The sequence below is a fragment of the Amycolatopsis pretoriensis genome (assembly GCF_900107925.1).
Classification (GTDB): Bacteria; Actinomycetota; Actinomycetes; order Mycobacteriales; family Pseudonocardiaceae; genus Amycolatopsis; species Amycolatopsis pretoriensis.
Genome location: NZ_FNUJ01000002.1, coordinates 857,971 through 870,737 on the forward strand (window position 1 = coordinate 857,971; position 12,767 = coordinate 870,737).

Consider the following 12,767-nt stretch of genomic DNA (forward strand, 5'->3'; position numbering starts at 1 on the left):
TGCTTCCACGATGGCGCGGTGAGCCGTTTCGGCGGGAACGACGGACGACGCAGACTCGGTCTGTCCAGCACCCGCAAGGCCGGCGTGGTACTCGCGACCGTGTCCGGTGAGATCGACCTCGCCACGGCACGCGCTTTCGCCCAGCACCTCGAATCGACCCTCGCCGGACCGCCGAACGCGGTGATCACCGATCTCGAAGAAGTCGCCTTCCTCTCTTCCTCCGGGCTCGCGGCACTCCAGATCTTCGCCCACGCGGCGAACTCCGCCGGTGTCGCGTTCTGCCTCGTCAGTGCCCAACGCACGGTGCTCCGACATCTACAGCTGACGGGACTGGACCGCGACTTGACCATCAAGCACACCGTCGCCGACGCCCGCACCTGGCTCTGCGGCAAACCGACGCCGGACCGTTGAGCGGAAACGTCCCTGTCACCGGATCGGCAGACAGCCGCCGTCGTTCCGTTTGCTCTCGCCGGCATCGTCTACGAGACTGGGCTCTCCGACGAGAACACCGCAGCGCCGGCGGGTTCGCGGTGGCGACCCACTTCGGCCGGTTGCGCGTCGTCGACCCCGCGAGCGCACTGGTGCCCGGCACGGCCGGACCACCGACGTGGGTGCTGTACGCGGCCGCCGCGGTGGCCGTGCTGCTGGGCTTGCCGGCGCTGCGCTGGATCCTGGCCCAGCTGGCCCGCCGGCCGCCGACGCGGCGGTCGCCCCGTTCGTGGCCGAGCTGCGGAAGTACCCGGGCATCCACCAAGCCCACGCCGCTTTGACCGGGCACCGAGACAACCCGGCGTTGGCGCTGGTGGTTTCGGTGAACCAGGACCGCGACCCAGTCGCGGTCCGCGAGCGGCTGGCTGCCGAAGGACTACCCCGGCTGCGGCACGGAAACGGCTGGCTGTCATGACCGAAACGCCGGTCGAGCGACCACCAAGCACCGGTGCTGTCAGATCCGGTTTGCGCAGTCGATGCAGATCCGGGTCGCCGGCAGAGCCATCAGCCGGCCTTCGCCGATTGGACCTCCGCAGCGTTCGCAGACCTCGTAGACGCCGGCCAGCACCCGCTGAGCGGCTTGTCCGAGCGCCACGAGTTCGTCTTGGGCTTGAACCAGCAGCGCCTGAACCTGCGCTCGTTCGAAGGCGATGGTCGCGCCCTCCGGGTCGTGCTCGTCATCGCCACTGGTGAACTCCGACGCCGCCACGATCTCATCCCGCTGACGTTTCAGGGCCGCAGCCAATCGCTCAGTCTCGGCCTGTGCCCTCTTGATGCGCTCGGCCGCTGCACGCTCATCCACGACGGACGACCAGATCCCTCGCCACGACCTCCACAAACGCCCTTCATCACCGAAAGAACCACTGTCGAACCGCGGGCCGGATCCCATCGCCGACAACGGAACGATACAGCCCTGCCCTGGCAAATCTCGCCCCGCGATCACCGGGCGCCGCGAGTCGAGGGCTCGGGACTTTTCGGCGGCCATCGAGTCGCGGCCGGCGAAGCTGAGCTGGTCGTAGTCCGTCGTGACGCCCGGGACGAACCCGAGCAGGAAGACGGCCGAAACCACCACGACCGTGAGCTGTACCGGTGTCCGATGAGTTTGTCCGTGGCCGGGCCGGGTACGTGGGGTCATGGCCCTCAGCACGGCGTGCACGGTCTGGCAGGTACGGCTCGTCGACGACGACCGATACCGGGTGCGGTACTGCTGCCGCGGCGGCCCGGCCGGCACGTTCGACCTCGTGCTGCCCCGCTGGTCACCCGCGTTCGCCGACTTGTCCCCGAACGACGACGCCGGCCTGGCTTTGGCGGCGGCCGGGCTGATCCTGGACGGCGTGCTGCGAGCCGATCTTTCGCTGCCGCCGGAATCCGACCTGGAAACGCTCGCCCGGACGGATCCGGAATTCGTGCCGGAACTCCGGCGGCGTCTCGGCGCCGTCCCCCAGCTCAGCTGAGCCCCCTTCGACCAGGAAGGACCACCGATGTGCGAGGTACCCGGCGGTGACTCCCTGATGTTCGTCGGGACCGCGACGAAGGTGCTCGGGCGGGTCCGTGCCCTGCTCGAGCGGATCGACGCGGAGCCGGTCCTCGCCCAGGTCCCGGCCACGTTCAGGGCGGCCGGACCGGTCTCCACGGACACCGGCGCGCCGGTGTCCTGCGGCGGGTCGTAGGGCTGCCGTGGGCTCGGGCGTGGGACCACCTTCCTTCATCCGGTGATCCCGGGGCTTCCCCTGCCGGTCCGGCGAAACCCGGTTGGCTGCCGACAGCGGCGCTCGGTTCGGTCGCCGTCAACCTGGTTCTGCCTCGTGTCGCACGGATTGTCAGCTGGTGCGATCGCGGCGGTGCCCGGTGGCGTCGCGGCGCACCAGGTCGGCGTCGTTTTCGATGGTCCCGAGCCGGCCGGCCAGGCCTGTGTGATCGCGTTCCAGGTGGCCTCGAACCGCCGTCAGTGGCGGCAGGAGACTGGTGACGTCGTCCTTGCCGAGTGCCGCGCCGAGTCGATCGGCATACGCACGAGCCTCGCCGTCCAGGTCTTCCAGTGCGGTGACCTGACCGGCCAGCTGCCGCAGCACCGCGGCGTTGCGGCGTGCCCACTCCGCCACCGCGCGATCACCCGCACGCCGGCCCCGCTCGGCCTCGACCCGCGCTTCGCCCGTCGGCTCTCCGGTCGCCGACGGCCGCAGCCGCAGGAACCGCCGTTCCGCGGCCTGCCTGCTCGCCACCCCCAGCGCCGGTGCGAGAGCCGCCCAGCTGGTCCCCTCGGACCGCGCCGCGGCGATCAGCTGCGGCTCCCACCCGGCGAGCTTCTCGCGCAGCGACCGCAGCGAGGCCAGCGCGGCCAGCAGCCGGTCGGGCGACACCTCGCCGCGATCAGCCGCGAGCACCACGCTCCGCAAGTCCTGCACGGCACGAACCGGATCCACGTCCACCATTCGTCATCCTCTCGACGACCTTCCACTTGTCATCATTTCGATGACATGTTAGAACAGTGGGGCGTGTTGACACCAGATCATCGAACTCAGGAGGTGGAACCCATGTTGATGCGCACCGATCCGTTCCGCGAACTCGACCGCGTCGCCCAGCAGATGCTCGGCGCCACCACCGCCGGTACCTGGTCCAAGCCCGCCGCGATGCCGATGGACGCCTACCGCGACGGCGACGAGTTCGTCGTCTGCTTCGACCTGCCCGGCGTCACCCCCGAGGCCATCGAGCTCGACATCGAACGCAACGTCCTCACCGTCAAGGCCGAACGACGGCCCCTGCCCGGCGGCGACGTCCAGATGCAGGTCTCCGAACGACCCCTCGGCGTGTTCTCCCGCCAGCTGTTCCTCGGCGACACTCTCGACACCGACCACATCGCCGCCGGTTACGAAGCAGGCGTGCTGACCCTGCGCATCCCGATCGCCGAGAAGGCCAAACCCCGGCGCATCGACATCGCCGGCACCACCGGCGACCGCAAGGAAATCCGGGCCTGACAAGTCGTCCGGCGCGGGACCGGACACCCCGACCCGGTCCCGCGCCGGCTCCGCTCCCCGGAAAGCACTGTCCCGGAAGGCATCCGTACCCGTGACCGCATCGCTGCACACCCCGACCGGCCACCCGGCCCTCCCCGCACTGTGGGCCTACCTCGCCGACGTCACCGCCGCACTCGGCATCGGCCCCGAATCCTGCACCGTCGACCACGACACCCCGGTCTCCGCCTACGTCGCCCTCGACGAGCGCCTGCCCGGCTACCCCGGCCGCGACGTCGCACTACTGTGGGACGAAGTCCGCGGCTGGGCCGCCGCCGTCGAAACCCACTCCGGAGAAGACCTCATCGTCGTGCGTTATCTCGGCGGACCCACCATCGCCCCGGCACCCGAGCACGTCGCCCGGTTCGTCACCGCGCTGCGCGAGGACGACCACCGCGTCGGCCGGCTTGATCCGCCGGCCCTACGCACCGCCACCGGCCTCGCCGGACTCGACATCGCACTGCGCGACCGGAGCACGACGTGACCCCCGATGCACTGCCGCTGCCGGTGTCCTTCGCCCTCGCCGTGCGCGGCTACGACCGCGAACAGGTCGACGAGCACCTGGCTGACCTGCATGACGAGATCCGGCTGCTGACCCTCGACCGTGACGCCGCCGTCGCCAAGGCCGAAACCCTGCTGCGGCACCTCGAATCCGCCCGCGCGGAGGCCGCCGATCTGCGCGTCCGCCTGAACCGGCTCGCCAGCGCCCCCGCCGAGCCGGACGCGCTCGGCGAGCGCGTCCGGCTCATGCTCGAACTCGCCCGCGCCGAAGCCGACGCCATCGTCTCGACGGCACACCGGCGCGCCGCGGCCGTGCGGGACAGGGCAACCGAAGCCGAACGACGTACCGCGGCGCGCCTGCGCGCGATCGACGACGTCTTGGCCCGCGCCGAAGACATCCTGGCCGAAGAACCGCGGCAGCCCGCTCTTCGCCGAGCGGGGCTCACGGCCGCGTAAATCCATAACGTCCCGGGAAGACGACGATGCACGACCCCGTGCGCGCCGCGGCCGAAGAGATCTTCGCAGCGGACGTCGCGCTCACCGACACAGATGCCGTGACCGCCACCGGCCGAACGGCACGCGCGCTCCACCGCTCAAGGCCACGCATCGGTGCCGCAGCACCTCAGTCGACCGTGCTGCCTTCGGCATCACGGTGCGACCGGTTCTGTTGCCGGGCTTCGTGGAGCTGGTCTTCGAGGGTGACGATGCGGCACGCGGCGTCGATGGCCGTGCCCTGATCGACCATCTCGCGGACCCGGGCGGCCAGGCGCAACTGGTGCCGGGAATAGCGGCGATGCCCGCCGGCGGAACGCTGCGGCGTGATCAGGCCGGCTTCGTCGAGACTGCGCAGGAATCCTTGCGTCGTGCTGAGCATGTCCGCGGCCCGGCCCATCGTGTAGGCGGGGTAATGCTCGTCGTCGAACTTGTCGGCTCCGCTGGGCGTGCCGGGTCCTTCTTGGTCAGGAATCATTCCACCTCCGCGCCATAAAGGACCCCGGGTGCCATTGCGGCACCCGGGGTCTTCAAGGGTTGGGTTTCACCATTGTCAACCGGCGCGACCGCCGGCTCCCTGCACCCGCGTCCGGCGCGAGGCCGAATTGTGCGGGGATCGCTTACTCGTGACCGAGCACCACCTCCGAACTCGATGGGACTGCGGCACCCGCGCGGCGCTACCCGGCCGCTGCGGGCGATCCAATGATGGCTCCGTTCCCTTCCTTCCTGGGTTTTCTCTTGCTGCGTACTACCACTTCACTTGCTGCGAACGTCACTGCTGGAACCCCTTCACTGATCGGTCCCAGCACGCTGACACCACTGGTCACTGCCCGAAGCCCTGTTCACCGATCGGCTCCGGCCACCTGACCGGTCCTGCAAATCCTGGCCACCAGCCGAAACCTTGTTCCTTGATCGGCTCCGTGCTGCCTGACCCTCTTGTCTCACCTCGCGGGTAGTTACGTCCTCTCCCGCGCCTGCTTGACGTTGTCTCTCTCCGTATGAACAGAACCTTACACACACCCGTCATCGAATGTCTACTCCCAGCGGCATAGATTTTCTCTGCGCGCCGATGGAAAACGAGGAGGAGGGCACGACCACGAGTGACGACGCCACTCAGTCTCGGCGCCCGTCAGCGCCGACCACAACGGAGCCGCCCACGCACTGGCGGACCGACTGACCGGGCGCGACGTCGAGGTGCTCGACTTCCTGGACCTGCTTCCGGCTACCTGGGGCCGTCGCCTGCTACCACTGTCAGCTCCAGTTCATCCCCCGCAGCCGGGACTGGAGGCTGGCCGCACTCGGCACATCGACCCGTCATGACTGCAGGCCGACGACGGGTATGAGGTACGCCGGCATGACATCGCCGCCCACCCGCCCCTGGAACCGGCGACGTTCGATCTGTCGTCCCAACTGACTCTGACCAGCAGTTATGCAAGTGAGAGTGAAGTTCGGCTCCCCAGCTGGCGGGGACCTCCTGGATGCGACTTGGTCACTTCCGGCCGCCGCTAGACTGGGAGCGTCAATCCACAGCTGATGATGAGGTTTACCGGGTCGACGCCGTGTGGCTCGGCCCGCCGAAAGTGACCATTGCCTGGAGACCCCGCTACGTGGCGTGGCTCATTGGCATCCCGGCGTCCTTCGTCGTGCTCGGCGTCGAGCGCTGGGCGAGTGGAGCTTCGGCTTCATCTCGACGGTGTGGGCATTTGTCAACGCTCTTCGCGATCACCCGCCTGCTCACGGTCATGACCAGCCACAAATGCCCGCTGAGCCGCCAACGAAATCGCAGCCTGGCTGGGCAGATCCGGCACCCTCGGCGCCGCATTTATGTCTCGACACAACTGCCAGGAACGGCATCCGTTGTAGCCTACTGGCTTCTCGGGATCGTCACGCTGCTGGTTGTTACGAGCAGCCTGCCGAGGTCGAAAGCACGCCGCGAGGACGCCCGTGCGACCTTGAGGCCGCTCCTCGAGTTCCTGCGCCCAACCGTCCCCCGCTCAACAGACACCCCGCCGAGTGAGCTGAAGGACCCAACGGAACGCCCTTAGCTAGTCAACCTCCGGCGCGACGCTCGGCATGGGGAGTGGCCTTCCGCGAAGCTCTTCGGTCGGTGGGCGCGGCAAGAAATGCTGCTCGTTCCAGACGACGTGGCGGCCGGAAACGTTGTGCGGTTCCGGCGTGCCAAGCCGGATCGAGTGGTTCGATCACGCAAGCCTGCGCACCCCGAGATCGTGTCTGTCCAGGACTTCACGCAAACGCAGCTGATACGGCGAGCCAAAGCGGCGGGTGGTCTGCGAACCGCACGCAAGACCGAGCGCGCCGGCCGAACGGTCAAGCACGCCTACCTGTTCCGCGGACTCATTCGGTGCGCTGCCTGCGGACGGAAGATGGAAGGCAGCCTGCGAAAGCACGGCATGTACTACCGCTGCCCGGCCCGGACGCTCACGCCGGGTCGCCGGCCTTGCGCACGCACCCACCGACGATCTACCTCAAAGAAGAGCCGCTGCGGGACGCGCTGAACGAGTGGATCGGCGGCCTGTTCGACCGGCAGAACATCGCACGGACCGTCGAGCAACTGGTTCAAGCTCAGCCGACACCGAAGACGGCGGATGACGGGCCAGCACGGAAGCTACTGGAGGACGCGGAAGCCAGGCTGCAGCGATTCCAGAACGCCATCTCCGCCGGCGTGGACCCGTCAGCCGTTGTCGAGGGCATCAACCGGGCACAAGCCGATCGGGCAGCCGCTCAGGCGGAACTGATGGCGGCCAACGAGCCTGCCGGACTCGGCGAGGCCGAGGTCTACGCAATGATCGACTCGCTCGGCAACATCGGAGCGGCGCTGGCCGACGGACAGCCGGGCCGGCTGGCTCAGCTCTACCGGACTTGCGGCTTGACCTGCGGTTCGACCACGAAAAAGAGGCCGTCAACGTGACGGCCTCTCCGCGGGTGCAGCTTGAGTGACCCGCCCCTGAGCGGAAGATTTCCCACACCTGCGCGCTCAAAGGAATACTTGAAAAACTCGCACGTGCGGTTTCGGCTACCGGGAGCTGGTCGTCTTCATAGCGGACGAAAGCTCATAGTCGACAGTTAGCTCGTCACTGCGCCAGGCCGGACCGGGCCGCTCGAATACCCCCGGTCCAAAAGCACCAACGTCTCCGCGCCGAACTGGTTGCTCGGCCCGGACCGTTCACCGAGCCTCGACGATCACGCCGAACTCGTCCAGAACGGCCGTGACAGCATCGAGGAACTCCGCACCCAACGCCTCTTCGGACGAGAAGAAGTCGTTCCACAACAGCGTGGCCGGCCGTTTACCGGCCGGACCGGAGCGGAGACAGTCGACGAGTGCGTCGAGGTTCGACCCGAAGTAGCCGCCCGGGCCCCTGGCCGCCTCACCCAGCGCACAGTAGAAGCCGGCCTTCGTCACGACCGAGGCGCCGTTCAGTGTCATCACCTCCGCGTCCGCGCAACCACCAGAACCGTGCCCGGTGGCGAACCACGAGTTCTGCACGACGTGCAGCCACGCCGGGTGGTGGCGGACCGGAAGCCGAAGCCACTCTCCGGCTCGCAGCGGCGGCCCCGACGCCCAACGTCGCCAGATCGTGGCCGCTTCAGGAAATTCACACCGGTCACCGAAAAAACGGAACGTAACTCGCTTCGGGTCGAAGTCACCGAAGATCACCCGTCCGACGAGGTACTCGCCTACCTTGTCCCGCCGCGCATTCACTATCTCGAGAACCGCATCCTCGACCTGCCGCGGCCGCTCCTCACTCAACTTCGCCCGGCGGAAGACGACTTCCGGGGCATCGTCACCCGGAGAGGCGAAGAACCCCTCCAGCTCTTCGGCCTCGACGAGCACGATCGCCCGGCTCCCATCGACCAACCGGTACAGGGCGGCACCTCCACTGCTCAGCTCAGGTTCCTCACGATCGTGTCCATCTCCCGGCGTGCCGGACCGCCGACCGGAACCCTCGTCCACCAGCAGCCCGCACCCGGCTCGACCGCGTCGTCGATGTGCGCGAGCAGCTTCCGGCCGTCCGGTTCGGTGAACGACCTGAACTCCTCGTCGACCGCATCGACCACCGCCCGCGCGGACAGCTCCGCGCCGACGATGCCAAGCCCGCCGGCGAGCGCGTCACACGCAAAAAGGCCGAAAGTATTCGTGTGCCCCCAGACCGTACGGTCGCTGTCCGGACGGTCCAGGTCCCGCGCAGCCTCGCGACTTGCCGCAGCCGGCCCCTCATCAGCCACCTCGCTGAGGTAGAAGGCCAGCCGGCGCGGATCCAGATCCGGCTTCGGGTCGATCGTCGTGTCGGCTAAACCCCACGCGACCACCACTTGCCCGACGCTCAACAGGTAGGACGCTGGAACGGACAGGTCCGGCACGCTCAGCGCTCGTTCCAAATCCTCGCGAGCCGCCGGCCGCAGTTCCACCTCCCACTCGAGAGTCTCGTCGTCCTCCCGAAAGGCCTCGCCCGGCCAACTCACGGCTCCACCGTCCTTTCCGGCACCGGGCCCCTGCCGGCGATATTGCCCTTGCTGTCCTTCCGCCGCTTGCGGAGCCCGCCGCCACCCTGGACGCTCGTCTTCGGCTTGGCAGGCGACAGGCCCGGAACGCCCGGAATCGATTTGGGTGCCGACGTGTATCGGCAGTTGTCGCCTCCACCCCTCGACGCTTGTGCAGCAGAACATCCGTGGCAACCGCAGTCACGTAACAAACAGGTCCGCGTGCACGGTCAGGTTGCGAACCAGCACCGGCCGAGTCAGCTCACGGATCGCCTATACCGTCACGCGGCTCTGCTTGCCATCAGCAGGTCATCGCCCGCGTGGAGGTCCTCCACATCCGCCCAACTGCGCGGGAAGGTACCCAGAACGGGCGACCGCCGGTCGCCACGATCGGGGAACCGGCCCGCCGCCGAGATATCCACCAGACGCTCCCACCCCTGCCCATCAGCCACTGGCTCTTCGGTCACGCCTCGCTCGGCCGCTTCCCGTAATACGCGCGAACTACCTTCCCCAGCTTCCGCTGGATCCCACGCAAAGTCCGAAGCGTCACCACGTCGTCGAGCCCGGTCGTCGTCGGCCACTCGAACCCCGTGCCCGCCAGATCGCTGACGAAGACGATCTCCGCCGCGATCAGCACCCGAGCCCAGTCGACCGGGGCCAACGGATTCCCCGTCCTCAGCGCGGCTCGCAGCCGTTCGCACTGGGTGACCAGGTCATCGAGACTCGCGAACCCCATGCCGACCGCCAGCTCGTCACTGCACCGGGCGGGACCACCCCACTCCAGCAGCGCCCGGTCCAGCAGCGCGATCTCGTCCGAGGCGAGCAAGTCACCCGGGGTCAACGGATTCAATTCAGCTCCTCCCAATAGTCGTCCACCTTGCTCGAATCCCTTCGGAAGATCGTTCCGCCGTCGGGGTGCGTGGGGTCATGGATGACGATCGTCGAACCGTCCTTCCCGAGGAAGGCCTTCCGACCGCCGCCCAGTTCCTTCATACGTGACGGATTCTCCATGACGTCCTGGGTCAGTCGCCCGAGGCCCTCGGAGGAGACCCCGGGGAACTCGGAGGCATGTTTGTTGTTCGCGTGCCCCGCGGCGATGTCGGCCGCGTCTTCCATGCGCTCCTCGTCAGTGCACACCGGGCAGCGCCGAGCACGGAAAGTTCCTGTCCTCGACGGAGTTCCTCGACCGATTCGCCCCGACGCAAGACGCCGTCGACCAGGTGTCGCAGTGGCTGGCCACGCAGGGCCTGCACATGACCGGAGTCAGCGCCAACCGCCACTTTGTCGATGCCGAAGCCCCGACCGCAGCCCTGGAGACCGCGTTCGGGACGAGGATCGCCACATTCCGCACCCGCGTCGACGGTGTCACCCGAACACTCACCGCCCCGGCCGCGCCCGTCACCGTGCCGACCTCGCTGCGCGCCTCGATCACCGCGGTGCTGGGCCTGGACGACAGCGCCGCCCTGCTCAAGCCCCAGCACACACGCCCGGCCGCGGCGGCGGAGCAGCACTGCGCGCAGTGGTGGGGCGAGCAGAACAACACCGACGTCCCGCAGAAGTACCCGGCCGGTTTCCAGTCCAACTCCCTCTGCGGCTACACCGGCACGCAGGTCCGCGCGATGTACAAGCTAGGCAACGGAAACACCGGCGCCGGCACGACGATCGGCGTCGTCGGCGCCTACAACTCCGACACCGTCGTGGCCGACACCAACCAGGCCGCCGCCCAGCTCGGCGTCCCGCCACTGGCGTCCGACCAGTACTCCACGGTCCTGCCGCAGGGCGGGTTCACCAACGCGCAAGAATGCGCTGCCGAGGGCTGGAACGCCGAACAGACCCTCGATGTCCAGGCCTCGCACACCATCGCCCCGAGCGCGAAGATCCGCTACTACGCCGGGAAGACCTGCCAGGGCACCGGCATCTACGACGCGTTCAACCAGGCCGTCACCGACAACGCCGTGGACGTGATCAGCAACAGCTACGGCAACGCCGACGGCGAAACATCCTTGCCGCAGGCGGCACGGGACCAGTTCAACAGCATGGCGCTCCAGGCGGCGATCCAGGGCCAGACCATCACCGTGTCCACCGGCGACGCCGGCAACAACTCCGGCGCCGTCGGCCACCCGACCGCCAGCTTCCCCTCCTCGAGTCCCTGGGTCGTGGCCGTCGGCGGCACCAGCGTCGGCCTGGACCAGAACAACCAGCCGAAGGTGCTGACCGGGTGGGAGAACAGCGGCAACACCCAGTCCGGCAACGCGTGGGCGCCGCAGCGCGATGCTGACGGGCCGTTCGCCTCCGGCGCCGGGGGCGGGACTTCCGCGCTGTATGACGCTCCGGACTGGCAGGCCGGTGTCGTCTCCGGCGCAGGTGGGAAGCGGGCGGTGCCGGACATCGCCGCTTTGGCCGACTCCTACACCGGGATGCTGGTCGGGCAAACCATCAAGGGCCAGTTCGGAATCGGCTCCTACGGCGGCACCTCACTCGCCTCGCCGCTGATCGCCGGGCTCGTCGCCGACGCCCAGCAGGCCCGCTCCGGCAACGCCCGAGCCGGGCTACTCACCCCGGTCCTCTACAGCCTGCGCGGATCGAGCGCGATCGCGGACGTCACGCCGCAGAAGGCCGGGGTGTGGACGCCGATCATGCACGCCTTCGGCGGCGTCGCCGTCCCCGGCGGACAGGGCAGCTACCTCATCGACTTCGACGCCCGCCCGCAGAACCTGCAAAGCGGCCCCGGCTGGGACAACGTCACCGGCCTCGGCACCCCCGCCGACGGCTTCATCTCCGCGCTTTCCCAGTAACCACAACTTCTTCTCGCGGCAGGCCCGTTCGGCAGCGGGCGGGCGTGCCGCGGCCTTCATCGACTCTGAAGGAAGGACTGTTCCATGTCCGAGATGCCACAGCCGGCCCCGAACCGGTGGCGGGTGCTCGCGCTCTGGCTGGCCGGGATCGCGCTCGTCGGTACCGCAGGCGTGCTGCTGGCGCCGTCACCGACCACACCCGACACCGCTCGCGGGGCCGACCCCGTCGAGCTGGGAGTCGAGCTCAGCGCCCCGGTCGTGGCCGCCCGGGCGGTTCCTACTCTGAGCGGGCTGCCTGAGGCGAGCACCTTCGGCACCATTCCGGGCGCCCCGCAGGACGCGATGACCGATGAAGTACCGGACGGGCAGCTCGTGCACCCGACCGAGCCGGTGCCGGTGTTCGACCAGCCCGGGGGTACGGCCATCGCGGTCCTGCCGATCACCCAGCTCGGGTCCGACATGTGGGTGCCGGTGATCGAAGAGGAACCGGGCTGGGTGCAGGTGCTGCTGCCGTCGCGGCCCAACGGCTCCACCGGCTGGCTGTCCACCCAGGACAACACTCTCGACAGCCGATCAACCACCGACCAGATCGTCATCGACCGGGCCGCGTTCCGACTCACTCTCTATCGCGATCACCAGCAGATCGGCACCTGGAGCGTCGGCGTCGGCATGCCGGCCGCGCCGACCCCGACCGGGCGGACCTTTGTCCTGGCCTCGATGACCGACGCGAAACAGAAATTCAGCCCGGTGATCTTCCCGCTCGGGATCCACTCGGCGACGTTCACCACCTACGGCGGCGGCCCGGGGACCACGGGAATCCACGGCTGGCCGACCACCGACGTGTTCGGCCGCCCGTCCAGCGACGGATGCATCCGCGTCCCCGCTGACGCTCTCGCCACGTTCACGAATCCGGCAGATCCGGTGCCCATCGGCACCCCGGTTCTCATCCGCTGACCCAACTACGCCAACACTTCTGGAG

General features: G+C 68.5%; 18 protein-coding genes and 1 pseudogene. 11 read left to right on the forward strand and 8 right to left on the reverse strand.

Annotated elements, in window-relative coordinates:
* The first annotated feature begins 18 nt into the window (after positions 1-18).
* Both BLV96_RS10695 and BLV96_RS10700 read left to right on the forward strand, forming a co-directional pair.
* Positions 19-411 carry an STAS domain-containing protein gene (locus BLV96_RS10695; RefSeq protein WP_158104157.1) on the forward strand — a complete coding sequence of 131 codons (393 nt, stop codon included), beginning with the start codon at positions 19-21 and terminating at the stop codon, positions 409-411.
* Between the two features lie 119 nt (positions 412-530).
* Positions 531-770, forward strand: coding sequence for a hypothetical protein (locus BLV96_RS10700; RefSeq protein WP_086677721.1), 240 nt, complete (start codon positions 531-533; stop codon positions 768-770).
* Between the two features lie 173 nt (positions 771-943).
* Here the strand turns inward: BLV96_RS10700 and BLV96_RS51205 are convergent, their stop codons facing one another.
* Positions 944-1,561 (reverse strand): TraR/DksA family transcriptional regulator, encoded by a 618-nt coding sequence (locus BLV96_RS51205; protein WP_341866085.1) that lies wholly within the window; start codon positions 1,559-1,561, stop codon positions 944-946.
* Between the two features lie 61 nt (positions 1,562-1,622).
* Between BLV96_RS51205 and BLV96_RS49760 the strand changes: the two genes are divergently transcribed.
* Positions 1,623-1,943 (forward strand): hypothetical protein, encoded by a 321-nt coding sequence (locus BLV96_RS49760; RefSeq protein ID WP_167379555.1) that lies wholly within the window; start codon positions 1,623-1,625, stop codon positions 1,941-1,943.
* Between the two features lie 27 nt (positions 1,944-1,970).
* Entirely contained in the window at positions 1,971-2,159 is a 189-nt protein-coding gene (locus BLV96_RS49765; RefSeq protein ID WP_167379556.1) for a hypothetical protein, read from the forward strand.
* Positions 2,160-2,309: 150 nt separating this feature from the next.
* On the opposite strand, the gene BLV96_RS10710 is transcribed toward BLV96_RS49765, so the two are convergent.
* Positions 2,310-2,921 carry an HSP18 transcriptional regulator gene (locus BLV96_RS10710; protein ID WP_086678468.1) on the reverse strand — a complete coding sequence of 204 codons (612 nt, stop codon included), beginning with the start codon at positions 2,919-2,921 and terminating at the stop codon, positions 2,310-2,312.
* A 102-nt stretch (positions 2,922-3,023) separates the two neighbouring features.
* Here BLV96_RS10710 and BLV96_RS10715 point away from each other — a divergent pair, with 102 nt between their 5' ends.
* From BLV96_RS10715 to BLV96_RS10725, 3 genes are all read left to right on the forward strand, one after another.
* Positions 3,024-3,464, forward strand: a complete 441-nt coding sequence (locus BLV96_RS10715) for an Hsp20/alpha crystallin family protein (RefSeq protein ID WP_086678467.1) — start codon at positions 3,024-3,026, stop codon at positions 3,462-3,464.
* Between the two features lie 91 nt (positions 3,465-3,555).
* Positions 3,556-3,984: a DUF6292 family protein gene (locus tag BLV96_RS10720; protein WP_086678466.1), complete on the forward strand. Its 429-nt coding sequence runs from the start codon at positions 3,556-3,558 to the stop codon at positions 3,982-3,984.
* Positions 3,981-4,457, forward strand: a complete 477-nt coding sequence (locus tag BLV96_RS10725; protein ID WP_244180149.1) for a DivIVA domain-containing protein — start codon at positions 3,981-3,983, stop codon at positions 4,455-4,457. The genes BLV96_RS10720 and BLV96_RS10725 overlap by 4 nt, the downstream gene beginning before the upstream one ends.
* A 166-nt stretch (positions 4,458-4,623) precedes the next feature.
* Here BLV96_RS10725 and BLV96_RS10730 read toward each other — a convergent pair whose 3' ends face one another.
* The gene (locus tag BLV96_RS10730; RefSeq protein WP_086678465.1) at positions 4,624-4,971 is read right to left on the reverse strand and encodes a helix-turn-helix domain-containing protein; all 348 of its coding nucleotides are present in this window, start codon (positions 4,969-4,971) and stop codon (positions 4,624-4,626) included.
* A 1,906-nt stretch (positions 4,972-6,877) separates the two neighbouring features.
* On the opposite strand from BLV96_RS10730, the gene BLV96_RS51525 reads away from it, so the two are divergent.
* Entirely contained in the window at positions 6,878-7,009 is a 132-nt protein-coding gene (locus tag BLV96_RS51525) for a hypothetical protein (RefSeq protein WP_425266174.1), read from the forward strand.
* On the forward strand, positions 6,952-7,422 hold the full coding sequence (locus BLV96_RS10745) for a hypothetical protein (protein ID WP_086678464.1): 471 nt from the start codon (positions 6,952-6,954) through the stop codon (positions 7,420-7,422). Before BLV96_RS51525 ends, BLV96_RS10745 begins: the two co-directional genes overlap by 58 nt.
* A 255-nt stretch (positions 7,423-7,677) precedes the next feature.
* Here BLV96_RS10745 and BLV96_RS50560 read toward each other — a convergent pair whose 3' ends face one another.
* From BLV96_RS50560 to BLV96_RS10770, 5 genes are all read right to left on the reverse strand, one after another.
* A complete protein-coding gene (locus BLV96_RS50560; protein ID WP_244180150.1) occupies positions 7,678-8,346 on the reverse strand; it encodes a barstar family protein in 669 nt (222 codons plus the stop codon).
* 50 nt (positions 8,347-8,396) lie between these two features.
* The gene (locus BLV96_RS10755) at positions 8,397-8,975 is read right to left on the reverse strand and encodes a hypothetical protein (RefSeq protein ID WP_086678463.1); all 579 of its coding nucleotides are present in this window, start codon (positions 8,973-8,975) and stop codon (positions 8,397-8,399) included.
* The gene (locus tag BLV96_RS51530; protein WP_208608193.1) at positions 8,972-9,205 is read right to left on the reverse strand and encodes a colicin E3/pyocin S6 family cytotoxin; all 234 of its coding nucleotides are present in this window, start codon (positions 9,203-9,205) and stop codon (positions 8,972-8,974) included. Before BLV96_RS51530 ends, BLV96_RS10755 begins: the two co-directional genes overlap by 4 nt.
* A 251-nt stretch (positions 9,206-9,456) precedes the next feature.
* On the reverse strand, positions 9,457-9,843 hold the full coding sequence (locus tag BLV96_RS10765; RefSeq protein ID WP_244180151.1) for a hypothetical protein: 387 nt from the start codon (positions 9,841-9,843) through the stop codon (positions 9,457-9,459).
* Positions 9,840-10,109, reverse strand: a complete 270-nt coding sequence (locus BLV96_RS10770) for a hypothetical protein (RefSeq protein WP_143050942.1) — start codon at positions 10,107-10,109, stop codon at positions 9,840-9,842. The genes BLV96_RS10765 and BLV96_RS10770 overlap by 4 nt, the downstream gene beginning before the upstream one ends.
* Before the next feature lie 29 nt (positions 10,110-10,138).
* Between BLV96_RS10770 and BLV96_RS10775 the strand changes: the two are divergent.
* Positions 10,139-11,788: pseudogene (locus BLV96_RS10775) on the forward strand (S53 family peptidase); the annotation flags it as partial.
* 84 nt (positions 11,789-11,872) lie between these two features.
* Positions 11,873-12,742 carry a L,D-transpeptidase family protein gene (locus BLV96_RS10780; protein ID WP_244180152.1) on the forward strand — a complete coding sequence of 290 codons (870 nt, stop codon included), beginning with the start codon at positions 11,873-11,875 and terminating at the stop codon, positions 12,740-12,742.
* Positions 12,743-12,767 lie beyond the last annotated feature (25 nt).

Coding starts and splice junctions, on each gene's coding strand:
- BLV96_RS49765 (WP_167379556.1), top strand. CDS start 1,971: ATGTGCGAGGTACCCGGCGGTGACTCCCTGATGTTCGTCGGGACCGCG.
- BLV96_RS51525 (WP_425266174.1), top strand. CDS start 6,878: ATGGAAGGCAGCCTGCGAAAGCACGGCATGTACTACCGCTGCCCGGCC.
- BLV96_RS10715 (WP_086678467.1), top strand. CDS start 3,024: ATGTTGATGCGCACCGATCCGTTCCGCGAACTCGACCGCGTCGCCCAG.
- BLV96_RS10730 (WP_086678465.1), bottom strand. CDS start 4,971: ATGATTCCTGACCAAGAAGGACCCGGCACGCCCAGCGGAGCCGACAAG.
- BLV96_RS10780 (WP_244180152.1), top strand. CDS start 11,873: ATGTCCGAGATGCCACAGCCGGCCCCGAACCGGTGGCGGGTGCTCGCG.
- BLV96_RS10710 (WP_086678468.1), bottom strand. CDS start 2,921: ATGGTGGACGTGGATCCGGTTCGTGCCGTGCAGGACTTGCGGAGCGTG.
- BLV96_RS49760 (WP_167379555.1), top strand. CDS start 1,623: ATGGCCCTCAGCACGGCGTGCACGGTCTGGCAGGTACGGCTCGTCGAC.
- BLV96_RS10770 (WP_143050942.1), bottom strand. CDS start 10,109: ATGGAAGACGCGGCCGACATCGCCGCGGGGCACGCGAACAACAAACAT.